Raw genomic sequence first — 22798 nt, 5'->3', positions numbered from 1 at the left:
CAAGGGCCTGGCAGGGGAGGGTGCCCTGCGTCGCCTGGGCGCGGGGCGTGTGGATCGGGGCCGGGTGGGGCCGGTCTTCGACCGGTCCTTGCGGCTGGTCTGGGGTGCGGCCGGGGTGATGACCGCGCGTGTTTCGAGCGTGTCCACCACCGTGCGGATCGCCATCTGCCCGGTGGTGCGGTCGGCGACGGTCTTGGCCTGGTGGGTGAGGCCGCGGGCGGCGATGCGACGCCACGCGCCGTGATCACGGTCGCCCTGCCAGCCGCAACCGTCGCGGTCGGGGCAGATGGCCCACTTCCAGCCCGCGACCGCCGGCCGGTCTGGGGCTTTGCGGTGCCGCAGCGGCGTGAGGCACTGCGGGCAGTGCTTGGAGGTGTTGCGCGCCGGTACGGTCACCACGGCGATGCCGGCCTCGGCGGCCAGGTGCCGCATGCGGCCGGCGATCTGCCCGCGCACCGCTTGGGACAGGCGCACGTTCATCGTGGCGCCCATGCCCCGGGCTTCCATCGACCGCAGGTCTTCCAGGTAGATCACGCTCGCCCGGGCGGCGATGGCCTGGTCCACGGCCCACCGGGCAGCGGACCACGCCAGGGCGTCGTTGAGGTTCGACCGCCGCTCGGACACCGCGCGGATCTCTCCGCGCAGCACGGTGCGCTTGCCGACCAGGGGGTGCTCCTGGTCGCCGCCGATCAGCCGCTCGATGTGGCTGGCCTTGGCGTGCAGGCGTTCCGACAGGCGGCGCAGCCGGTGCTGCTTGGCCAGGACCCCGGCGGCCCGGAACTGCGCGCCGGTCCCGAGGACGGTGATCTTCCCGTCGGCATGGAGCCGGGCCGCCCCGGCGGACAACAGGGTGCCCAGGCCCCAGTCCACGCCGAGCGCCATGGTGTGGCCGGTACGCCGGGTCTTTGGGACGGCATGACTGTAGGCGATGTCGGCGCGCACCTGACCGCCTGCGGGGCGCAGGGTGGGAAGGTGCAGCACCGCGCCGGCGGGCACGGTCGGCGGCAGAGCGATCGGGCAGGTCACCCACGTCCAGTCCGCGTACGCCCGCGGGTCGGGGCGGGTGGGAAGCTGCAACCGCAGCACCGCGCGCCGGGGGTCGGTCTCGGAGCGTTCGATGGTGGCCTGCTGGCCGTCGCAGGCGGCGAGCAGCAGCATCCGCGCCACGCGGGGCACCGGCTCCAACTCGAACACGTCCACAGGAAGCCGCCCATGTGCGGCGTGGAAGCGGGCGATCTGCCGGGTGCGGCCCTTGATCACGCTGGAGGGCAGATACTCCCCGCCCGGCACGGCGGCACGGACCGCGTCCCACTCCTGCGGCGTTCGCCTGGCCGGATCGCCCGGCCAGGCCGCGAGGATTCCCGCCATGATCTGGGCCCGCCACCAAGCCGACCGCAGAACACGCCCGGCCTGCTCCTGAGCCATGCGCACGATCCGGTCGTTGACCTTCGCCGGGACGGCCACGCTCCAGCCCAGACGGCGCAGCGCCATCCACGCGTTCGAGGGAAGTCTCCGGCCCCCCGCATCCACACCCGACGCCAAGGTGCACACGTCCGAGGTGTTCCAATGCCCGGCGATGAGCTGCCCGGCCATCTCCGAGACCAGATCCAGGCACCAGCCGATCCGTCCGGCCAGCACGGAAGCCGGGATGACCTCGCCGGTCCTCTCCTCCACGCCCGTACGGATCAGGACGCGGGCGCACGCGGTACGACAGGTCTGGCTCTCAGCGACGGGCGGTTTGCGGCTCACGCGGCGTCTTGCGGCTGCGGGCACTGCCCGGACTCGACCAAAAGCCGCCTGCGCTCATCCGCCGAGCGCATCCCGTACAAGCGGCCCGCGAACATGGTGACCAGGGAAACGAAGTCCTCCAGGAGTTCCTCCCGCCCGCCGAGCTTCTTCGGATACAGGGTCTCCATCGTCGCCCCGTGGACGGCGAACAGCCGCTTGAGCCAGCTGGCACCAAAACGGGCCAGCCGGTCCTCATGCGTCACCCGGACCACCGTCACCGAACCGCCGGCGACAGCCTGAAGGAGCCTGTTCAGGCCGGGCCGGTCCTCACGCAGGCCAGAGCTCCGGTCCTTGAACACCTTCACCACATCGCCCGTGGCGGTGGCCCGCAGCTCGGACTCCTGCGCCTGCAGCCAGGACTCCTGACCGGCCGAGCCCGAGACGCGAACGTACAGGCCCTCCAGACGAATCCGGTCACCGCCACCGGCAGTGACCTTCATCGACTCCACATCAACGGAGGAGAACCGGCGCTCACGCCCGACCCACGTCACCGGGATCTTCCCCGAATCCGCCCACAGCCGAAGCGTCACGGGATGAACACCCAGGCGCTGTGCGGCTTTTGACAGTCGAAGAAGTTCCATGCAGTGATCATAGAATCACCGAGAGTTATTAATCAAATCCACAAGCCTCGGGTTCTCCGCGTGGACAACGGCCCGGGGCGGGCGCGCGTCCCCGGGTACGGCGAACGAAGGTTAATGGTTCGGCCACGTTCGGTCACGCGCCCTAGGATGATGACACTGTCCGATTGCCATCCATGAAACGGGTTAACGACTCATGTCCGCCATAACCCGCGACGAGGTCGCTCACCTCGCCCGGCTGTCCCGGCTGGCGCTGGCCGACGCCGAGCTCGATCACTACGCGACACAGCTCGACGCCATCATCGGCGCGGTCGCGCGCGTGGCCGAGGTCGCCACCGACGACGTCCCGCCGTCCTCGCACGCGCTGCCGCTCACCAACGTCTACCGTCCCGACGAGACGCGGCCGAGCCTGACCCCGCAGCAGGCCCTGGCGGCCGCCCCGGCCGTCGAGGACGATCGCTTCCGCGTCCCGCGCATCCTCGGGGAGGAGGCATGAGTCTCACCCGCAAGACCGCCGCCGAGCTCGGCGCGCTGATGGCCTCGGGCGAGGTCTCGGCGGTCGAGGTCGCCCAGGCCCACCTGGACCGCATCGCCGAGGTCGACGGGCGGGTCAACGCGTTCCTGCACGTCGCCGCCGAGTCGGCGCTGGAGCAGGCCCGCGCGGTCGACGCCCGCCGCGCCGCCGGCGAGGAGCTCGGCCCCCTCGCGGGCGTGCCGATCGCCCACAAGGACGTCTTCACGACCAAGGACATGCCGACCACGGCCGGTTCCAAGATCCTCGAAGGCTACCGGCCGCCGTACGACGCGACGGTGACCGCGCGCCTGCGCGAGGCCGGTCTGGTGATCCTCGGCAAGACCAACCTGGACGAGTTCGCGATGGGCTCCTCCACCGAGAACTCCGCCTACGGTCCGACGCGCAACCCGTGGGACCTGGCGCGCATCCCCGGCGGCTCGTCGGGCGGTTCGAGCGCCGCGGTGGCCTCCTACCAGGCGCCGCTGTCCACCGGCACCGACACGGGCGGCTCGATCCGCCAGCCCGCGGCCGTCACCGGCATCGTCGGTATGAAGCCGACGTACGGCGGTTCCTCCCGCTACGGGCTGATCGCCTTCGCCTCCTCGCTGGACACCCCGGGCCCGTTCGCCCGCAACGTCCTGGACACCGCGCTGCTGCACGAGGCGTTCTCCGGCCACGACGTGATGGACACCACGTCCATCCACTCCGAGGTGCCGCCGGTCGTCGAGGCCGCCCGCCACGGCGACGTCGCCGGGCTGCGGGTCGGCGTGGTCAAGGAGTTCGGCGGCGAGGGCTACCAGCCCGGCGTGCTGGCCCGCTTCCGCGAGGCGGTCGAGCTGCTGGAGTCGCTGGGCGCCAAGGTCGTCGAGGTCTCCTGCCCGAACTTCACCTACGCCCTGCCCGCCTACTACCTGATCGCCCCGTCGGAGTGCTCGTCCAACCTGGCCAGGTTCGACGGCATGCGCTACGGCCTGCGCGTCGGCGACGACGGCACCCGCAGCGCCGAGGAGGTCATGGCGCTGACCCGCGCCCAGGGCTTCGGCGCTGAGGTCAAGCGGCGCATCATGCTCGGCACGTACGCCCTGTCGAGCGGCTACTACGACGCGTACTACGGCTCGGCGCAGAAGGTCCGCACGTTGATCGCGCGCGACTTCGAGGCGGCCTTCCACCAGGTCGACGTGCTGGTCTCGCCGACCACCCCGACCACCGCCTTCCCGATCGGCGAGCGCGCCGACGACCCGATGGCGATGTACCTCGCCGACCTGTGCACGATCCCGGCCAACCTCGCGGGCAACGCGGCCATCTCGGTGCCGTGCGGCCTCGCCGACGAGGACGGCCTGCCGGTGGGCCTGCAGATCATGGCCCCGGTCCTCGGCGACGACCGCTGCTACCGCGTGGGCGCCGCCGTCGAGAAGGCGTACGAGGACCGCTGGGGCGGCTCCCTGCTGTCCAAGGCGCCCTCGCTGTAACGATCCGGCGGAGGGAGGAACGGCGTCATGATCACACGCATCGAGATCGACGGCTTCAAGTCGTTCGAGAACTTCGCGCTGGACGTGCCGCCGTTCCTCGTCCTCATCGGCACCAACGCCGGCGGCAAGTCCAATCTGCTGGACGCCTTGTCCTTTCTCTCGAGGGCGGCCGTTCACGGGCTGGATTCTGCCGTGGCGGCCGTCCGCGGCGACGCCCGTGGTCTGTTCCGCAGGCGTGGGGACGGCACCCAGGTGGACCGGATGCGCTTCGCGGTCGAGTTCCTATTGGGCCTGAAACGCCTGCCCAATCGATGGCGTTATGAGTTCGATCTCGCGTGGACCGAGCCGGAAGACTCTCTCGAGAGAATCGTCGTGGAGGGTCAGCGGCTTATCGCATTGTCGCCCGCTGAGGATCGATGGCCGGAGGCCGTCGCGCTGGCGCCCGAGTGGTACACCGAAGGATGGGTCACATACCCGCAGCGGCGTGAGGTGCGGCTCGCCCCTGACCTGTCGCAGGTGCCTGGGGTCTCTAGCTTGCTGGAAATGGCTCTGACATCCTCGAAAGATCCCGATAATTCGACCATCGAGGACGCAGGCGTCGTCAGGCAGATCCTCATCGAGCTCAACGATGTCCGGTTTCTTCACCTGGAGGCAAGCTCGCTGCGCCTGTCCAGTGAGTTCGGCGGTCCTACGCTCATGGACACGTCAGGCCGTGATCTACCGAACTATCTGCGGTACCTGGGGAGGTCGACCAGGTCCGAGGAGCGCCCACTGGGTGTGATCGGCGAGATAAAGATGCACCTCGTCGGGCTGGTCAGAGAAGTCAGTGACTTCGAGATCGTCGAGGACAAGAATCGCAGGGATGCGCGACTGGAGTTCTCCTCTCCATACGAGCAGGGGATCGGCGCCGAGTTCGCCTCCGCCGGCACACTGCGCATGCTCGCCATCCTCGCGGTCCTGCACGATGAAGGCGTCGCGGCCGTCGAGGAGCCGGAGAACGGTGTTTTCCCTGAACGATTCCGGCATTTGCTTGCCCTGACCGCCGGCCTGGTCACCGACGTGAGTGAACCTCCTGAGCGGGATGCCTCAGGAGGCCCGCTCCCGTACCGTCAGGCGATCTTCACCAGTCATTCGCCGATCGTGCTCGATGAGGTGCCCTCCGCCAACCTCGCTTTCCTGGACATGACCACCATCCTGGAGAACGGGGTGGCCAGCCGGGTCACCCGCGTCCGGCGGCTTAGGGAGGATCAAGGCCCGGTACGGGTCGACGGTGAGCGCTGGCCCCGGGTGACCGAGTCCGAGCTGAGCAGGTTCCGCGCCGGAGTAGAGGCGTCGGTCTGATGCGGAGCTTGAGCTGCGTGCTGGTGCGGGAAGGTCCCTCGGACGACTGGTTCCTACCGATCTTCTTACGCCGGGCGCTGGAGACCATGGCCTTGGAGTCGTTTCCGGCGTGCCGGGAGATCCAAGAGGTTCGCAGTATGGTGAAGGCGGGCAACCAGCACCCGGAGCCGGTGCTCGCAGCCCTCGAAGGTGAACGCGGCGCCTTTGACGTGGTGCTCTACCACCACGATGGAGCGCCGACCGCCAAGTCCGACCCCGTCATCGCCAGGATGCGGCGGACATGGGACACGAGCGCCTTCACCGAGCCCCTGGTGGCGGTGGTGCCCATGCGGGAGACCGAGGCGTGGATCCTCGCGGACCACGTGGCCTTGGCGCGGGCTCTGAGCGTCCGTCGCGTGAGGAACGGTCTGGTGTCGGGCGCGGCGGTGGAGGGCTGCCCGGACCCGAAGGCGGTCCTGGAGGGGTTGTTGAAGGGAGAAGCCGGGATGAACCCTGCCAAGCCAGGAGTGGTCCGCGACTTCTACATCTCCATGGCCGAGTTCGCCGATGTAGGCGTGCTGAGGAAGGTGCCCGCCTTCCAGCAGTGGTGGAATGACATGATCAAGGCTTTGGAAGGATTGGGTTATCAGCATGGCTGACACGCTGGCGACGATGCCGTTCGACGAGGCGCTGGAGCGGTTCGAGCCGGTGCTCGGGCTGGAGACGCACGTCGAGCTCGGCACGACGTCGAAGATGTTCTGCGGGTGCCGGACGACGTTCGGGGCGCCGCCGAACACCCACGTCTGCCCGGTCTGCCTGGCGCTGCCGGGCGCGCTGCCGGTGGCGAACGACAAGGCGATCGAGTCGACCATCCGCATCGGCCTGGCCCTGAACTGCACGATCGCGGAATGGTGCAGGTTCGCCCGGAAGAACTACTTCTATCCGGACATGCCGAAGAACTACCAGATCAGCCAGTACGACGAGCCGCTGTGCGTCAACGGCTACCTGGACGTCGAGGTCGAGGGCTCCACGGTCCGCATCGAGATCGAGCGGGTCCACCTGGAGGAGGACACCGGCAAGTCCACGCACGTCGGCGGCGCGACCGGCCGCATCCACGGCGCCGACCACTCGATCGTCGACTACAACCGGGCGGGCATCCCGCTGGTCGAGATCGTCACCAAGCCGATCCCTGGCACGGACCGCCTCGCCCCCGAGGTCGCCCGCGCGTACGTCACCGAGCTGCGCGAGCTGATGCGCGCGCTCGGCGTGTCCGACGTCCGCATGGAGGAAGGCTCGCTGCGCTGCGACGTGAACGTCTCGCTGATGCCGCGCGGCGGCAGCGAGTGGGGCACCCGCACCGAGACCAAGAACGTCAACTCGCTGCGCAGCGTCGAGCGCGCCGTGCGCGGCGAGATCGAGCGCCAGGCGGCGATCCTCGCCGACGGCGGGAAGATCGTTCAGGAGACCCGCCACTTCCACGAGGACACCGGCGCCACCACCTCGGGCCGCTCCAAGGAGGAGGCGCAGGACTACCGCTACTTCCCCGAGCCCGACCTGCTGCCCATCGCCCCGGCCCCCGAGTGGGTCGAGGAGCTGCGCTCCGAGCTGCCCGAGCTGCCCGCGGCCCGGCGCAGGCGCCTGCGCGACGAATGGGGCGTCTCCGAGCTGGACATGGCGGCGATGTACAACGCCGGTGCGATCGACCTGGTGGAGGCCACGGTCGCGGCCGGGGTGCCCGCCGCCGACGCGCGCAAGTGGTGGATGGGCGAGCTGGCCCGCCGGGCCAACGAGACGGGCGCGGCCCTGGCCGACCTGCCGATCACACCCGCGCAGATCGCCCGGGTCGTCGAGCTGGTCGCCTCGGGCGCGCTGAACGACAAGCTGGCCCGGCAGGTGCTGGAGGGCGTGCTGGCGGGCGAGGGCTCGCCGGACGAGGTCGTCGAGGCCCGGGGCCTGCGCATCGTCAGCGACGAGGGCGAGCTCACCTCGATCATCGACCAGGTGCTCGCGGCGAACGCCGACGCGGCCGACAAGGTGCGCGCGGGCAAGATCGCCGCGGTGGGCGCGCTGGTCGGCGGCGTGATGAAGGCCAGCCGGGGCAAGGCCGACGCCGGCCGCGCCCGCGAGCTGATCCTTGAGCGGCTCGGGGTCGGCGAATAAGACCGTCCGGGCGCCGGGCGCGTGCCCCGGCCGTCCCGTCCCAGGTCCGGAGGGGTCACGGGTCCCGCGATGTGCTCGCGGGGCCCGTCACCGTCTCGACCGCGGGGTGCGATTCTTTCTGACCGGATATGTCTTTCACCCCCCAATCGGCCGCGCGTGGGGCTGGATTCATCCGCTGATGTAGAAGAATTTGCGAGTGCCCGTGGTTTAGGGTGAGGCGGGGGAACCGGTACGGAGAGCGGGAGGAGACGGGGGCGTGCGGAACGCCGGAGCGTCCATCGACCCGCCGCCGGACCCTTTCGCGGCGGTGCGACCGGAAACTCCCGTCGCCCTGCCCGCCGACCGGAAGGCCCCCGCGGACCCGACGTCCGGCGCGACCCCGCCCAAGAAGAAGCTGCCGCGGGGCGTGACGCCCCTGCCGCCCGGTGTGTCGCCCGAGATGTTGATCCCTCCCGCGCCGCCGCCCAAGCCCGCCGCCACGCCAGGTCCGTCGTCCGGCCAGCCCGGCACGCTGCCCCCACCGTCCCCGCCCGCCCAGCCGTGGCCGATGACCGGCACCGCGCGGGTGCGGTGGAGTATGGACGACCCGGACGGCCAGCCGTCGATCATCATGGTCCCGGAGCCTCCCCCCGGGAAGAGCAGGCTGCGGCGCCTCCTGGTCGTCGCCGGCGGCCTCGCCCTGCTGTTCCTGTTCGCCTACGTCGTCCCCGCGACGTTCATGTGGGGCAAGGTGCTGCCCGGCACCCACGTCGCCGGCGTCGAGATCGGTGGCCTGACCGAGACCGAGGCGCTCGACCGCGTCCACGCGCGCTTCGACGGCAACGACCAGCAGGATCTCTCGCTCCTGCTGCGCGGCCGTCCCCTGGACAAGTTCAAGCCCGCCGAGGTCGGTCTGGCCATCGACGCCCAGTCGACGGTCGCCGAGGCGGAGACGGGCTTCCCGGCCCCCGCCGACGTCTTGCAGGCCTTCACCGGCGAGCAGGAACTCCCGCTCAAGATCTCGACGAACCACGTCAAGCTCGCCCAGCGCGTACGCAAGATCGCCAAGACGATCGACCGCCCGGCGCGTGAGGGGCGCATCGTCTATGAGGGCAACAGGCCGCGCGTCATCCCCCCGCGCGAGGGCGTCGCGCTCGACCGGCAGGCCACCGAGGAGGCGATCAGGCGGGCCTTCGTCAACGGCCCCGCCTCCTCCGCCGCCACGCTCACGGTCGTGACCGTCCGCCCGAAGGCGAGCCAGGAGGCGTTCGCGGGGTTCCTCGACGATGCCCGCCGCGCGGTGTCCGGGCCGATCACCCTGACGAACGGCTCCCAGCGGGCCGTCCTCTCCCCGGCGGTCATCGCCGCGAACCTCGTCTTCGAGCCCCGGCAGAACGGCATGGTCGAGCCGAAGTTCGACGCGCGTAAGGCGGTCGGCGGCGTGGAGGCCGGGCTCGTCGGGGTCACCCAGGCGCCGAGGGCGGCCAGGTTCGTGATCGAGAACGGCGCGCCGAAGCTCGTGCCCGCCCGCACGGGCAGGGGCATCGACGACGCCGAGCTGACCAGCGCCCTGACCAGGCTGATCGACCAGGGCGGCAGCAGGACGATCCCGGTGTCGCTCGCGATCACCCGGCCATCGCTCACCGACGCCGAGGCGCTCAAGCTCGGCGTGAAGGAGAAGGTCGGCGAGTTCACCACCTCCTTCTCGTGCTGCGCCGCGCGGGTGACCAACATCCAGCGGGCGGCCCGCCTCGTGGACGGCCTCGTGGTGAGGCCGGGGGACACGTTCTCGCTCAACGAAGCCATCGGCGCGCCGACCGTCGCGCGGGGGTTCATCGCCGCCCAGGCCATCGAGGACGACCACCTCGTCATCGCCATGGGCGGGGGAGTCTCGCAGTTCGCGACGACCATGTACAACGCGGCCTACCTCGCCGGCATGGACGATGTCGAGCACACGACGCACACCTTCCACGTCATGCGCTATCCGCCGGGGCGGGACGCGGCGGTCGAGTACCCCGATCAGGATCTGCGGTGGAAGAACGGCACCGAGCACGGCGTGCTGATCACCACCGCCTCCACCGGCACGTCGGTGACGGTGAACCTGTGGAGCACGAGGACCTACGACAAGATCGAGGCCGAGACCTCCGAGCGGACCGCCGTCACCCAGCCGGAGACGGTCACCGACGACGACCCGCGTTGCCTCCCGATGGGCGGCGGGCCCGGGTTCACGGTGACGGTCACCCGCGTGTTCTCCAAGGACGGCGAGGTCGTCCGGCGGGACAAGCCGGAGACCGTCACGTACGAGCCGCAGCGCAAGGTGGTCTGCCAGGACGGCGGATCGCTGGGCGCGGAAGGGAGCGGCCCCCGGCGCCGGCCGGACGCGAAGCCCGACATCGGGCCGACGCCCGATCCAACACCATTACATCGCTCAAAACCGGATAATCCGACCGGCGATCAGGCCCCAGAGCCCATGTCGGACGTACCGAACGGGAACAAGCGATTAGATGGCTCCGACCAGAACAACGGCGGCCAGAACAAGAACGGCTCCCCCAACCGGTACACGAACGGCAACCAGAACGGCTATGGGAACAGCCGTGGGAACCAGAGCGCCATGCTCATGGCACCAGCGGCCAGAACGGGAACGACCGTGGACAAGGGCACCGATGTCGGTACCCCTTTCACGGGTTCTTTCGTGTCCTAATTCTAGCCCCTTTACTGTAGTGGCACGACCAGGACGCGATCGTCGTCGTCCTTCGGCGACCCCCGTCCGTCCTTGTTGCTCGTGCTCATGTACAGCGCCTTGCCGTCCGGCGACGCCGCCACGGCCCGCAGCCGCCCGTACTCGCCCCTGTACCGCGCGATCGGCTTGCCGACCTTGCCGTCCGAGGTGAGCGGGATCTGCCAGAGCCGCTGCCCGCGCAGCGCCGCCACCCACAGCGACCCGCCCGCGTACGCCATGCCCGAAGGCGAGGCCTCGGCCGGGGTCCAGGTGAGCAGGGGATCGGTGTAGTCGCCGCCGCCGCCGAAGCCCTCGACCGCCGGCCAGCCGTAGTTGTGGCCCTTCTCGATCCGGTTGACCTCGTCGAAGGCGTTCTGGCCGAACTCGGTGGCGTACATGCGGCCCGCGGGGTCCCAGGCCATGCCCTGCACGTTGCGGTGGCCGTAGCTCCAGATCACGTTGTCGAACGGGTTGCCGGGCGCGGGTCTGCCGTCCATGGTCATGCGCAGGATCTTGCCCCCCAGCGAGCCGAGGGCCTGGGACAGGGCAGGGTCGCCCGTCTCGCCCGTGGAGGCGTACAGGTAGCCGTCGGGGCCGAACGCGAGGCGGCCCCCGTTGTGGATGCGGCCCTTGGGGATGCCGTCGAGGATCTTCACCGGGTCGGACAGGGCCGTGTCGTACCGGTACCGCACGATGTGGTTGGTGCTCGCGGCCGTGAAGTAGACGAAGACGTAGTGGTCCCGCGCGAACGTGGGCGAGACGGCCACGCCGAGCAGGCCTCCCTCGCCGCCCGGGTCGACGCCCTCGATCACGCCCACCTGGGAGACCCGGCCGGAGGGGGTGACGCGCAGCAGTCGCGCGGAGTCCCGCTCGGTGACCAGCGCGTCGCCGCCGGGCAGGAACGCGATCGCCCACGGCACCGCGAGGTTCGCCGCGAGCGTCCGGGGCGTCCCGGGGGTGCGCTCGGGCGCGATGTCCGGCGGCGAGGCGTGCCGGGAGCCCGCCCCCGCGGTGGGCCCGGCGCCGTCCGCGCGTCCGGGATCTCCCGCCGAGCACCCGGCCGCCAGGGCCACGGCCGTTACCCCGGCGAGCACCCTGACGAGCACTCCGGTGGGCACCCTGGCGAGCGCTCCGGTGGACGCCGTGGCCGCGCCCCGCCGGGGGCCGGGGTGGAACGATCGGTTCGTCATGTGACCTCCTCCGTGGATTCAATACTCCTGCCCCGGCCGCCAGGTTCCGGGCACCGCGAGACCGTCGTTAGGGTTGACGGTCATGAAGATTTGGGTGCCTTCGCAGGCCGTCGCGGAGGTTCTGACCGACCTGCCCGACGTCGAGTGCGTCATCTTCGACGGCACAGGGGAGCCTCCCGAGGGCGCCGAGGAGGTCGAGGTCTGGATCCCCTCGCTGATCCCGCCGCCGGGCCTGCCGGGCCTTCTGCGCCGCATGACCGGCCTGCGCCTGCTGCAGACCGTCACGGCCGGCGTGGACGCGTACCTCGGGCACCTGCCGGACGGGGTGGTGCTGTGCAACGCCCGCGGTGTGCACGACGCGGGCACCGCCGAGTGGGTCGTGGGCGCCATGATCGCGGTCCTGCGCGAGTTCCCCGCCTTCGCCGCGGCCCAGGAGCGCGGCGAGTGGACCTATCGCCACACCGGCGTGCTCGCCGACTCCACGGTCCTGATCGTCGGGTACGGCGCTATCGGCGAGGCCCTGGAGCGCCGCCTGGACGGCTTCGAGGTGGACGTCGTCCGCGTGGCGAGGACGGCCCGCGAGGGCGTGCACGGTCAGGACGAGCTTCCCCGCCTGCTGCCCGAGGCCGACGTGGTGGTCCTGCTCGTGCCGTCCACCAAGGGGACCGCGGCGCTTGTGGACGCCCGGTTCCTCGCTGCGATGAAGGACGGCGCCGTTCTGGTCAACGCGGCCAGGGGTCCGGTGGTGGACACCGGCGCGCTCCTGACCGAGCTACGATCGGGGCGGCTGCGGGCGGCGCTGGACGTCACCGACCCCGAGCCCCTGCCGAAGGACCACCCGTTGTGGACGGCGCCGGGCCTGTTCGTCACCCCTCACGTCGCCGGGAGCACCCCCGCCTCGATCCGCCGCCTGCGCCGGCTCATGCGGTCTCAGATGCTGAGATACTTGTCCGGGGAGCCGCTGAAGAACCTCATCACAGGCTTGTACTGAGCGTTGACAGCGCGTCCTGACTCGGACCGATAGGAAAGCAAACCCAGACCGTAGCTGCCTCGTGACCTCTGCTGCGTACGGTGAGTCTCATCGCGCGCCCGGCCCGGTTGCTGCGGGCCCAGTTGTTGCGGGGTGGCATGGTGGTTATCGGAACGGTGACGACCTCGCGGTTGCCGCCTCCCGCGCCGCCGCTCGGGCGCGACACTTGCCACGTGACAGGGATGAGCCGCATGGGCGACGACGTTGAACGGCCTGCGTGACCCGAGGGTCCCGCTGAGCGCCGCCGCCGGTCTCGGCGCGGTGGCGCTCGCGGCGGCCCTCCTGGTCAACGGGTCCTCCGTGGTCGTCACCGCGGTGGCCGGGGTCGTCGCGGGCCTGATCGCCGCGATCTCGCTGTTCGTCGCCTCCGTGCGTGCCGCGCGCCGCTCGCGGCGGCGGTCCTCCTCCCTGCGCTGGCTGGCCTTCGGGGCGGTCACCTGGGTGGCGGGGGTCGGCGTCCGGCCGCTGGCCGACGGCACACCCTTCGTGCTGACCTTCGCCGACGTGCTGTTGCTCGTGGGCACCCTGCTGCTCGCCTTCGGCACGGGCCGCACCGCCCGCAGGCCCGCGTACGGCAGCTACCTGCTCCAGTACGTAGCCGGGGCCTATCTCAGCGCGGCGTCGCTGTTCACGATCTGCTGGGTCCTGCTGCTCGCCCCGGTCTACGCCAAGGCGGACGAGCCGACCTCGCTGGCCTCGCCCGTGCTGTGCCTGCTCGCGACGTGCGCGGTGGCGCCCGCAGTGCTGGCCGCCCGCTCGGCCGAGCGCCGCGCCGGGCTGGCGGCGCTGGCCGTACTGGCCACGATCACGGTCGGCGAGTTCGCCACGTCCATCGGGCGGGCCACGGCCTCGGACGGGCCTCCGCTCGTCGTGGGCATGCTGGCCCCGGTGGCGTTGCTGCTGCTCGCGGCAACGCCGTGGTCCACCCGCACCCACGCCCGGCCGGTCGGCCCCGCCGCGGCCGTCGTGGTGGACGGCGCGCCGCTGGCCCTGGTCGCCGTCGCCACCGTCGTCGTGGCGGTGCGCGTGGTCGCCGGATGGGCCCCGCCGCTGACGCCGGTGCTGCCCGTCGCGGGCGGTTCGATCATGCTCGTGCTGCTGGTCAAGGTCTTCTTCCTGGACCTGTCGACGACCAGCATGCGCACCACCCTGGAGACCGGCGAGCGGCGGCTGATCCAGCTCGCCGAGAACGTCGGCGACATCGTCCTGGTCTTGGACCGCGACGGGGTGATCCAGGAGATGGGCTCCGGCGTGGAGGCCCTGTACGGCTACAGCCCCCAGGAGCTTGTCGGCCAGGCGGTCTTCGGGTACGTCCACTCCGAGGACGTACCCGCCCTCCAGGCCGCCCTGCGGACCATGACCACCGAGGACGAATCCTCCCCCGACCGCGTGGGGGCCTGCCGGGTCTCCTGCCGGGTGCGCGCGGCGGACGGCACCTGGAGGCCCGCCGAGTCCGTCGCGACCCGCCACCCGCGCGAGGGCGAGGACCTCGTCCTGATCTCCACGCGCGACGTCAGCGACCAGGTCGCCCTCCGCAACCAGGTCGCCCACCTGACCTTCCACGACGGCGTCACCGGCCTGCCCAACCGCGCCTACTTCGAGGAGCGCACCCGCGAACTGCTCGCGCGCCGGGGCGCCGCCCGCATGGCCGTGGTGTTCATGGACCTGGACGGGTTCACCGGCGTGAACGACTCCGTGGGCCACGCCAGCGGCGACTACCTGCTGAGCCAGGCCGCCCGCAGGCTGCGCGCCGCCGTCAACTCCGACGACACGCTCGCCCGCTGGGGCGGCGACGAGTTCGCGGTGCTGCTGGAGTCCGGCGGCTCGGGCGGGGGCGCCGAGGGGCAGTCCGCCATAGACCTCGCCGAGCGCCTGGTGCGCGCGGTGTCCTCCGAGCCGTTCCGCGTGGCCGACCGCGACATCGCGCTGACGGCGAGCGTTGGCGTGGCGTTCGCCGAGGACGGCGTCCCGGCGGGCGATCTGATCCGCAACGCCGACGTCGCGATGACCCGCGCCAAGGAGCTCGGCGGGCGCCGGGTCGAGGTGTTCGCCGCCCACATGCACGCCGACGTCGTACGCCGCCTGGAGCTCGCCGCCGACCTCCAGCGGGCGCTGCTGGCCGAGCAGTTCGCGGTCGAGTACCAGCCGGTCGTGGACCTGGCGACGTCGCGGGTGACCGCCGTGGAGGCGCTGGTGCGCTGGTGGTCGGGCGGCACGTTCGTCCCGCCGCAGCAGTTCCTCGGCGCCGCCGAGGACACCGGGCTGATCGTCCCCCTCGGCGAGTGGATCCTGCGCGAGGCGTGCCGGGAGGTGGCCGCGTGGCGGGCCTCGTCCTGGGACATCGGGCTGTCGCTCAACCTGTCCAGCCGCCAGATCACCGCGCCCCGGTTCGTCGAGACGGTCGAGGCGGCGCTGGCCGACAGCGGGCTGCCCGCGAGCGCGCTCACCCTCGAGGTGATCGAAGAGATGCTGGTCGAGGACGCCGAAGAGGTCATCGCCCGCCTGTCGTCCCTGCGGGCGCTCGGCGTGCGCCTGGCCATCGACGACTTCGGCACCGGCTACGCCTCGCTCGCGCTGCTCCGCCAGCTTCCCGTCGACATGATCAAGATCGACCCGTCGTTCGTGTCCGGCCTCGGGTGCGACGAGACGCTCACCCTGCTCACGCGTACGATCGTCCGGCTCGGGCACGATCTCGGGCTGACCGTCGTGGCCGAGGGCATCGAACGCCCCGAGCAGCTGGAGCTCCTGCGCGAGATGGGCTGCACGCGCGGCCAGGGCTACCTGGTGGCCCGCCCGATGGCGGCCCGCGGCGTCGACTCCCTGATGCGCACGAACTGCACCCCCCTGCAGAACACCGCCTGAAGGCGCCCTGAACACGCCGTGCCAGAGGCGCGGCCATAGGCCGTTCGGGGCGCGGCGGTGTTCTGGAGTCCTCAGGCGCAAGGGTGAGGGACGATCCCTTGCGCCTGAGGGCGGAAGAACGCCGCCTAAAGGGGCGCCCCGAACACGCCGTGCCGGAGGCGCGGCAATATATACAGCGATCCCATATCGTGAGACTTGTGTCCGGGGATTTGACACGTCGGTTGTGTCAGGGGCTATCGTTGCGGCATGCGTATCACTGGGGACCAGATTGCCGGCCTGCGGGCTCGGCTCGATGGCGTAGTAATTCGCCGGCGCGCGGGTCGCTGACGAAGAGTCCCCAGCCTGCGCGCAGCCCCAGCACCGCCCTCCCGGCGGGCGGGGCATTTTTTATGGCCACACCCAGCTCAGCCACGCAAGGAAACGAGCCGATGACCGAAGAATTGACAGGTGCGCAGGCCCTCGTCCGGGCGCTGGAGCACGTCGGGGTCGACACGGTGTTCGGGATCCCCGGCGGCGCGATCCTGCCCGCCTACGACCCGCTTTATGACTCCACCAAGGTCAGGCACGTCCTCGTACGGCACGAGCAGGGCGCCGGCCACGCGGCCGAGGGGTACGCGCAGGCGACCGGCAAGGTCGGGGTGTGCATGGCCACCAGCGGCCCCGGCGCCACCAACCTCGTGACCGCCATCGCCGACGCGTACATGGACTCCGTGCCGATCGTCGCCATCACCGGTCAGGTCGCCGCGCCGCTCATCGGCACCGACGCCTTCCAGGAAGCGGACATCTGCGGCATCACCATGCCGATCACCAAGCACAACTTCCTGGTCACCGAGGTCGCCGACATCCCGCACGTCATCGCCGAGGCCTTCCACATCGCCTCGACCGGCCGCCCGGGGCCCGTCCTGGTCGACATCGCCAAGGACGCGCTCCAGGCCAAGGCCCCGTTCACCTGGCCGCCCACGATGCGCCTGCCCGGCTACCGCCCGGTCACCCGGCCGCACTCCAAGCAGATCCGGGAGGCGGCGCGGCTGATGTCCGAGGCCAGGCGCCCGGTGCTGTACGTCGGCGGCGGCGTCCACAAGGCCCGCGCCTCCGCCGAGCTCGCCGAGCTCGCCGAGCTGACCGGCATCCCGGTGGTCACCACGCTGATGGCCAGGGGTACCTTCCCCGACAGCCACCCGCTCCACCTCGGCATGCCCGGCATGCACGGCACGGTCGCCGCCGTGGGCGCCCTCCAGCGCAGTGACCTGCTCATCGCGCTCGGCACCCGCTTCGACGACCGCGTGACCGGCAGGCTGGACACCTTCGCCCCGCACGCGAAGGTCATCCACGCCGACATCGACCCGGCCGAGATCTCCAAGAACCGTCACGCCGACGTGCCGATCGTCGGCGACTGCCGGGAGGTGCTCACCGACCTGGTCGCCGCCGTCAAGCACGAGCAGGCCGAGGGCCACGTCGGCGACTACACCGCCTGGTGGACCGTCCTGAACGGCTACAAGGAGACCTACCCGCTCGGGTACGACGACCCGGGCGACGGCTCGCTTGCCCCGCAGTACGTCATGAAGCGGCTCAGCGAGATCGTCGGCCCGGACGCAATCTACCTGGCGGGTGTCGGCCAGCACCAGATGTGGGCCTCGCAATTCGTCACCTACGACCGGCCGGGCACGTTCATCAACTCCGGCGGCGCGGGCACGATGGGCTTCGCGGTCCCCGCGGCCATGGGCGCCAAGATGGGCCGGCCCGACGCCGTGGTCTGGGCGATCGACGGCGACGGCTGCTTCCAGATGACCAACCAGGAGCTCGCCACCTGCACGCTCGAAGGCGTGCCGATCAAGATCGCGATCATCAACAACGGTAATCTCGGCATGGTCCGGCAGTGGCAGACGCTCTTCTACAACGAGCGCTACTCCAACACCGACCTGCAGTCGGTCCGCCGCATCCCCGACTTCGTCAAGCTGGCGGAGGCGTACGGTTGTGTCGGGCTGCGGTGCGAGCGCCCCGAGGACGTCGAGGCGACGATCCGCAAGGCCATGGAGATCAACGACGTGCCGGTGGTCGTCGACTTCGTCGTCCACAAGGACGCCATGGTCTGGCCCATGGTCGCCGCCGGTACCGGCAACGACGAGATCAAGATCGCGCGGGACATGGCTCCCGTGTGGGACAACGAGGAGGACGTGTGACCGGGCCCCGGGTCCGCGCACGTCGCCAACGACTGACCGGTTTCGCGGGAGGGAACGCATGAGCCGCCACACGCTGTCGGTTCTCGTGGAGAACAAGCCGGGCGTGCTGGCCCGGGTCGCCGCGCTGTTCAGCAGGCGGGGTTTCAACATCGACTCGCTCGCGGTCGGGCCGACCGAACACGACGACGTGTCGCGTATGACCATCGTCGTGAACGTCGCCGAGCTGCCGCTGGAGCAGGTCACCAAGCAGCTCAACAAGCTGGTCAACGTGATCAAGATCGTCGAGCTGGACCCCACCCAGTCCGTGCAGCGCGAGCTCACCCTGATCAAGGTCAGGGCCGACTCCGAGACCCGCTCGCACGTACTGGAGCTCGTCAACCTCTTCCGCGCGCGCTGCGTGGACGTCGCCACCGACGCCGTGACCATCGAGGTCACCGGAACGCCCGACAAGCTCGACGCCTTCATCCGGGTGCTGGAGCCGTTCGGCATCAAGGAGCTCGTCCAGTCGGGCATGGTGGCCATCGGCCGCGGCGCCCGTTCCATCACCGACCGCTCGCTCCGGGCCCTGGACCGCAGCGCGTGAGCCGTACGAACCCACGAAAGGCACAAGCAAGTGACTGAGATCTTCTACGACGACGACGCCGACCTGTCGATCATCCAGGGCCGGCACGTGGCCGTCCTCGGATACGGCAGCCAGGGTCACGCCCACGCGCTGTCGCTGCGCGACTCGGGCGTGGACGTCCGCGTCGGCCTCCCGGAGGGCTCCAAGAGCCGCGAGAAGGCCGAGAACGACGGCCTGCGCGTCGTCACGCCGGGGGAGGCGGCCGAAGAGGCCGACCTCATCATGATCCTCGCGCCGGACCACATCCAGCGCCACCTGTACGCCGAGCACGTCGCGCCGAACCTCGTCGAGGGCGACGCGCTGTTCTTCGGCCACGGCCTCAACATCCGCTACGGCCTGATCGAGGCCCCCGAGGGCGTGGACGTCGCCATGGTGGCCCCCAAGGGCCCCGGCCACCTCGTCCGCCGCCAGTTCACCGCCGGGCGCGGCGTCCCGGTGCTCGTCGCCGTCGAGCGGGACGCCACCGGCAACGCCTGGCCGCTCGTGCTGTCGTACGCCAAGGGCATCGGCGGCACCCGCGCCGGCGCGCTGAAGACCACCTTCACCGAGGAGACCGAGACCGACCTGTTCGGCGAGCAGGCCGTGCTGTGCGGCGGCGTGTCCGAGCTGATCAAGACCGGCTTCGAGACCCTCGTCGAGGCGGGCTACCAGCCCGAGGTCGCCTACTTCGAATGCCTGCACGAGATGAAGCTGATCGTCGACCTCATGTACGAGGGCGGCATCTCCAAGATGTACTGGTCGGTCTCCGACACCGCCGAGTACGGCGGCTACTCGCGCGGGCCGCGCGTGGTCACCAGCGAGACCAAGAAGGAGATGCAGCGCATCCTCGGCGAGGTGCAGTCCGGCGCCTTCGCCCGCGAGCTGGTCGAGGAGTTCGACGGCGGCCAGGGCAACTTCCGCAAGTACCGCGAGGAGCTCGCCGAGCACCCGATCGAGAAGACCGGCGCCAAGCTCCGCCCGATGATGAGCTGGCTCAAGGAGAAGTGATCCCGCCGAGGCCGGTCCCCTCCATGTGCTCCATGTGAGGGGACCGGCCTCCGCGCGTCCAGGAGTTCGTGTCAGGCCGCCCAGGTCAGCACTGGGCGGGCTTGACCCAGGAGCACTCCAGCCCGCGATCCTCGCCCGCGTCCGGCGCGGTCCGCAGCGGGACGGCCGTGTTCACCGGGGTGTCGCGCTTGAACCGCGCCAGCCGCACGGCGATCGCGTCCTCGATCGCGCTCTTCGGGTTGCCGGTCAGGTACTGGTTGGACAGGATCGAGAACACCAGCGGCTCGCCGTCCGCGCTGGTCACGTACCCCGACAGCCCGCTCACCGACGTCAGCGAGCCGGTCTTGGCGTGCACGTTGTTCGCCGCCGGAGTCCCGGCCATGCGGCTGCGCAGCGTGCCGCCCGTGAACCGGTCGGAGTTGCCCGCGATCGGCAGCGCCTGGTACCAGGTCTGGTACCACGGCTTGGCGCGCAGCGCGATCAGGAACGCCGTCAGCTCGCCCGGCGCGACGGCGTCCACCCGCGACAGGCCCGAGCCGTCGCGCAGCCGCACGTTCGCCATCCCGTTGGCCTTCGCGAACGCGGTGGCGGCCGCCAGCCCCGCGTCCCACGTGCCCTGGCCGGACACCTTGCGGCCGAGGGCCTTGACGAGGATCTCGGCGTGCATGTTGTTGCTGAGCTTCATGAACGGCACCAGCAGCTCGCGCAGCGGCATCGACTCGCGCTCCGCCACGCTCGCCGCCGTCCCCGGCGTCGCCCCCCGGACGGTCTTCCCGAGGACGCGCACGCCGTGCTCGGCCAGCGCCGCCCGGAACAGCGACGCCGCGTACCCGGTGGGGTCGTCGACGGCGATCCACTCCTGGTAGGTGCTCGCCACCGTGCCGGTGACCACGATCCGGTTCGTGCCGTGCACGCGGGTGACCGTGACGTCGGTCGAGGCGCCCGTGGTGGCGTGGTTCTCGATCGTGACGTGATCGGTCGCGGGCGTGGTGCTCACCTTGGCGGCGGAGCCCTGCGCGCTTCCCGGGGCCACCGAGACGATCAACGAACCGGCGTCGTAGTCGGTGTTCGGTGAAGCGGTGAGCGCCGAGATCTGCGCCGAGTAGTAGTACGGCTCGTCGTCCTGCGCCCAGTCGGTGCCGAGCCGCACGTCGTCGAACCAGGTGTCGTCCGCGACCAGCTTGCCCGTGACCAGCTTGATCCCCGCGTCCGCCACCTTCGCGGCGAGCGCGTCGTAGTCGGCGGCGAGCAAGGTCGGGTCGCCGGTGCCCTTGAGGTACAGATCGCCGGCCAGCGCGGACCCTGCGCGGCGGCCGGAGCTCAGCACGGTCGTGGTGAAGCGGTAATCGAGACCGAGGCCGTCCACGGCGGCGGCGGAGGTCAGCAGCTTGGCGTTGGACGCAGGGGCGAAGACCTTGCCGGCGTCCTGCGCGTAGAGCTGCTCGCCGGTCGCGGCGCTCCTGACGACGACGCCCGCCCGCGCCACGCCGAGGAACGGCGCGCTGAGGATCTGGTCGAGATCCTGGACGAGGTCGGTCACGCCGGGAGCCGGGTCCGCGGCGCTCGCCCCGCCGCCGGTCGCCTGGGTCAACGTCGCGGCCAGCGCGGCGGCGGCCAGAAACGTGGTGACTTTTCGGTGTCTGCGCATGGGGGTGCCTCCAGGGGCTCGGCCTTGGGGGATCATCGACAACACCGGCGCCGCCGGACAATACGGAAACCTACGTATCCACGACGCCACAATCCCCTGTACCCCCGAACGGTACAGAGATCACCAGCCCGCCGTCCCGGAACGGCGCGGGCCGCCCCTGGGCCGGCGAGGGACGCCGTGGAAGGCTCGCCGGTGGGCCGGGCGACGGCAGGCCCCGTGCGCGCGGGTCAGGCCACGGGAGACGAGACCATGAACGCGCACTCGCCGAACGAGATCTCGTCGCCGATGCGCACCCGGGCCGGGCCGACCAGACGCCAGCCGTTCAGCCGGGTTCCGTTGAGCGAGCCGAGGTCGACCAGCAGCCAGTCCTCGCTCTCGCGGCGCAGCTCGGCGTGCACGCGCGAGACGGTGAGATCGGTGAGGATCAGATCGCACTCCGAGCCGCGGCCGACGACGTACCGCACCCGGCTGTCCACGGGCAGCGCGAGCCGGGGCAGCCGCGGACGCCGCCAGGCGTTCTCCACCCGGGTCGTCAGCTCCGAGAACGCGGACACCGCGTCCGTCAGCCTGCGCCGCCATTTGCCGCGTGGAGGCAGATCGGACACCAGATCGGTCAGCTCGACACGACTGCGGGCGCGCAGCGCCTGATCGACCCGTCCGAGGAAGGTGTCGTGTGAGATCTTCCCCTCGACGGCATGATCGCGAAGATCACTGATCGCGCGTTCGCGATCCCCGTCGGAGGCGCGCACAGGCGGGTGCGTCGAACTCATGTCCCGAGTATCGGTCTGGCAACGGCAAGGTGTCCAGAATATACGGGATCTCGTCCCCCCTCGCCGCCCACCCCACCGCTCCCAGAGGAACCTCGCGTCTCTGTGACGTCCTCGCGCTCAGGCCGGGGTGGCGCCGTGGCCGGTGGCGATCGCGTCGATGTGGCGCGCGAGGTCGAAATCCTTGGCCGTCAGCCTGCCTCCGGAGTCATGCGTGGTGATCGCGAACTGGATCCGCTGCCAGGTGATGTGGATGTCAGGATGGTGACCGATCTCGCGCGCCTTGGCGGCGATGTACATCGCCAGGTGCACGCACTCGTGGTAGGAGTGCTTGAACGTCCGCGTGATGGTGTGGCCGTCACGCTTCCATCCAGGCAGGCCGCCAAGCTGGATGACGATCTGGTCGTCGGTCAACGGCTGAGGGGGCATCGTCTTCTCCTTACTGCGGTCTACGCGGCTCGCGGATGCGAAAAGTGCGAGCAGCGGCTTGCCGTGCGGATTCGGCCATTCTGGAGCCCAGCCCTCGTCGTCCTATATGGGGATGATCAGCCGAGGTTTGCTGATAATGGGCCGCATATTCGATTTTGTACCGTATGCCGCTCGCCGGATCGGTGCCGCGAGGAAAGGCGATGACGAATTCACCGCGGTCCGCCATCCAGCGATTACGGTGATGGTAACTCTCCGGGGACGGGTGTGATGGGTGGTTCGGCTCGACCACCTCGGTGATCCGGCCTTGAGCCTGGGCGGTCGCGATGGCGAGGCGTGCGTCCGCCGGTTGTGCGGCCCGCCGTTCCAGGCGCGGCCACGTGGAGACACGCCTCCGTTTCACCTGCCGACGATAGCGGTGAAACAGTGCAAATTCCCCGAGCATCCCAAATGGACGATTACGCCTCGCTAGGTAAAAGGCTGAGGTACGCCATGAAAAGCCGCGAATAGGAGGCCAGTGGACGACGCTCCGTCGTTCGGGCGCCCGTGACCGTGATCG

General features: G+C 70.5%; 17 protein-coding genes. 11 read left to right on the top strand and 6 right to left on the bottom strand.

Annotation, left to right across the window (positions count from 1 at the left end; translation table 11 throughout):
• Both AB0M95_RS07490 and AB0M95_RS07485 read right to left on the bottom strand, forming a co-directional pair.
• Nucleotides 1–1749, bottom strand: a 1749-nt coding sequence (locus tag AB0M95_RS07490) for a zinc ribbon domain-containing protein (RefSeq protein ID WP_363760803.1), incomplete at its 3' end; no start/stop codon positions are given.
• Entirely contained in the window at nt 1746–2369 is a 624-nt protein-coding gene (locus tag AB0M95_RS07485; protein WP_363760800.1) for an IS607 family transposase, read from the bottom strand. The genes AB0M95_RS07485 and AB0M95_RS07490, both read right to left, overlap by 4 nt.
• Nucleotides 2370–2562: 193 nt before the next feature.
• Between AB0M95_RS07485 and gatC the strand changes: the two genes are divergently transcribed.
• The 6 genes from gatC (at nt 2563) to AB0M95_RS07455 (ending at nt 10509) form a co-directional block, all read left to right on the top strand.
• Nucleotides 2563–2862 (top strand): Asp-tRNA(Asn)/Glu-tRNA(Gln) amidotransferase subunit GatC, encoded by a 300-nt coding sequence (gene gatC, locus AB0M95_RS07480; protein WP_114027854.1) that lies wholly within the window; start codon nt 2563–2565, stop codon nt 2860–2862.
• Complete coding sequence (gene gatA, locus AB0M95_RS07475; RefSeq protein WP_363760797.1) at nt 2859–4349, top strand: Asp-tRNA(Asn)/Glu-tRNA(Gln) amidotransferase subunit GatA; 1491 nt, start codon at nt 2859–2861, stop codon at nt 4347–4349. Before gatC ends, gatA begins: the two co-directional genes overlap by 4 nt.
• A 27-nt stretch (nt 4350–4376) precedes the next feature.
• The gene (locus AB0M95_RS07470) at nt 4377–5690 is read left to right on the top strand and encodes an AAA family ATPase (RefSeq protein WP_363760794.1); all 1314 of its coding nucleotides are present in this window, start codon (nt 4377–4379) and stop codon (nt 5688–5690) included.
• Nucleotides 5691–5707: 17 nt separating this feature from the next.
• Nucleotides 5708–6328, top strand: a complete 621-nt coding sequence (locus tag AB0M95_RS07465) for a DUF4276 family protein (RefSeq protein WP_363760830.1) — start codon at nt 5708–5710, stop codon at nt 6326–6328.
• Complete coding sequence (gene gatB / locus AB0M95_RS07460; protein WP_363760791.1) at nt 6321–7829, top strand: Asp-tRNA(Asn)/Glu-tRNA(Gln) amidotransferase subunit GatB; 1509 nt, start codon at nt 6321–6323, stop codon at nt 7827–7829. The genes AB0M95_RS07465 and gatB overlap by 8 nt, the downstream gene beginning before the upstream one ends.
• Before the next feature lie 256 nt (nt 7830–8085).
• Complete coding sequence (locus tag AB0M95_RS07455) at nt 8086–10509, top strand: VanW family protein (protein ID WP_363760788.1); 2424 nt, start codon at nt 8086–8088, stop codon at nt 10507–10509.
• 11 nt (nt 10510–10520) lie between these two features.
• On the opposite strand, the gene AB0M95_RS07450 is transcribed toward AB0M95_RS07455, so the two are convergent.
• Nucleotides 10521–11717 carry a PQQ-dependent sugar dehydrogenase gene (locus tag AB0M95_RS07450; protein ID WP_363760785.1) on the bottom strand — a complete coding sequence of 399 codons (1197 nt, stop codon included), beginning with the start codon at nt 11715–11717 and terminating at the stop codon, nt 10521–10523.
• Nucleotides 11718–11799: 82 nt separating this feature from the next.
• Here AB0M95_RS07450 and AB0M95_RS07445 point away from each other — a divergent pair, with 82 nt between their 5' ends.
• The 5 genes from AB0M95_RS07445 to ilvC all read left to right on the top strand — a co-directional run bounded on the left by AB0M95_RS07445 (nt 11800) and on the right by ilvC (nt 19398).
• On the top strand, nt 11800–12708 hold the full coding sequence (locus tag AB0M95_RS07445; protein WP_363760782.1) for a 2-hydroxyacid dehydrogenase: 909 nt from the start codon (nt 11800–11802) through the stop codon (nt 12706–12708).
• Nucleotides 12709–12951: 243 nt separating this feature from the next.
• On the top strand, nt 12952–15609 hold the full coding sequence (locus tag AB0M95_RS07440; protein WP_363760779.1) for an EAL domain-containing protein: 2658 nt from the start codon (nt 12952–12954) through the stop codon (nt 15607–15609).
• A 389-nt stretch (nt 15610–15998) separates the two neighbouring features.
• A complete protein-coding gene (locus AB0M95_RS07435) occupies nt 15999–17789 on the top strand; it encodes an acetolactate synthase large subunit (RefSeq protein WP_363760776.1) in 1791 nt (596 codons plus the stop codon).
• A 58-nt stretch (nt 17790–17847) separates the two neighbouring features.
• Nucleotides 17848–18372 carry an acetolactate synthase small subunit gene (gene ilvN / locus AB0M95_RS07430; RefSeq protein ID WP_358511802.1) on the top strand — a complete coding sequence of 175 codons (525 nt, stop codon included), beginning with the start codon at nt 17848–17850 and terminating at the stop codon, nt 18370–18372.
• Between the two features lie 39 nt (nt 18373–18411).
• A complete protein-coding gene (gene ilvC, locus AB0M95_RS07425) occupies nt 18412–19398 on the top strand; it encodes a ketol-acid reductoisomerase (RefSeq protein WP_358513011.1) in 987 nt (328 codons plus the stop codon).
• Nucleotides 19399–19483: 85 nt separating this feature from the next.
• On the opposite strand, the gene dacB is transcribed toward ilvC, so the two are convergent.
• The 3 genes from dacB to AB0M95_RS07410 form a co-directional block, all read right to left on the bottom strand.
• On the bottom strand, nt 19484–21046 hold the full coding sequence (dacB, locus tag AB0M95_RS07420; RefSeq protein ID WP_363760773.1) for a D-alanyl-D-alanine carboxypeptidase/D-alanyl-D-alanine-endopeptidase: 1563 nt from the start codon (nt 21044–21046) through the stop codon (nt 19484–19486).
• Between the two features lie 227 nt (nt 21047–21273).
• Nucleotides 21274–21816 carry a DUF1707 and FHA domain-containing protein gene (locus AB0M95_RS07415; protein ID WP_358511808.1) on the bottom strand — a complete coding sequence of 181 codons (543 nt, stop codon included), beginning with the start codon at nt 21814–21816 and terminating at the stop codon, nt 21274–21276.
• Nucleotides 21817–21933: 117 nt separating this feature from the next.
• A complete protein-coding gene (locus AB0M95_RS07410; protein ID WP_363760770.1) occupies nt 21934–22242 on the bottom strand; it encodes a 4a-hydroxytetrahydrobiopterin dehydratase in 309 nt (102 codons plus the stop codon).
• Nucleotides 22243–22798 lie beyond the last annotated feature (556 nt).

Source organism: Sphaerisporangium sp. NPDC051017, from assembly GCF_040683095.1.
Taxonomy (GTDB): Bacteria; Actinomycetota; Actinomycetes; order Streptosporangiales; family Streptosporangiaceae; genus Sphaerisporangium.
Note: the sequence above shows the minus strand (reverse complement) of the source record. Positions and strands in the feature narration are given on the sequence as shown.

Bases quoted from the DNA above. Each gene is read 5' to 3' on its own strand.
- AB0M95_RS07485 (WP_363760800.1), bottom strand. From the start codon at position 2,369: ATGGAACTTCTTCGACTGTCAAAAGCCGCACAGCGCCTGGGTGTTCAT.
- gatC (WP_114027854.1), top strand. From the start codon at position 2,563: ATGTCCGCCATAACCCGCGACGAGGTCGCTCACCTCGCCCGGCTGTCC.
- gatA (WP_363760797.1), top strand. From the start codon at position 2,859: ATGAGTCTCACCCGCAAGACCGCCGCCGAGCTCGGCGCGCTGATGGCC.
- AB0M95_RS07470 (WP_363760794.1), top strand. From the start codon at position 4,377: ATGATCACACGCATCGAGATCGACGGCTTCAAGTCGTTCGAGAACTTC.
- gatB (WP_363760791.1), top strand. From the start codon at position 6,321: ATGGCTGACACGCTGGCGACGATGCCGTTCGACGAGGCGCTGGAGCGG.
- AB0M95_RS07450 (WP_363760785.1), bottom strand. From the start codon at position 11,717: ATGACGAACCGATCGTTCCACCCCGGCCCCCGGCGGGGCGCGGCCACG.
- AB0M95_RS07445 (WP_363760782.1), top strand. From the start codon at position 11,800: ATGAAGATTTGGGTGCCTTCGCAGGCCGTCGCGGAGGTTCTGACCGAC.
- AB0M95_RS07435 (WP_363760776.1), top strand. From the start codon at position 15,999: ATGGCCACACCCAGCTCAGCCACGCAAGGAAACGAGCCGATGACCGAA.
- ilvN (WP_358511802.1), top strand. From the start codon at position 17,848: ATGAGCCGCCACACGCTGTCGGTTCTCGTGGAGAACAAGCCGGGCGTG.
- dacB (WP_363760773.1), bottom strand. From the start codon at position 21,046: ATGCGCAGACACCGAAAAGTCACCACGTTTCTGGCCGCCGCCGCGCTG.
- AB0M95_RS07415 (WP_358511808.1), bottom strand. From the start codon at position 21,816: ATGAGTTCGACGCACCCGCCTGTGCGCGCCTCCGACGGGGATCGCGAA.
- AB0M95_RS07410 (WP_363760770.1), bottom strand. From the start codon at position 22,242: ATGCCCCCTCAGCCGTTGACCGACGACCAGATCGTCATCCAGCTTGGC.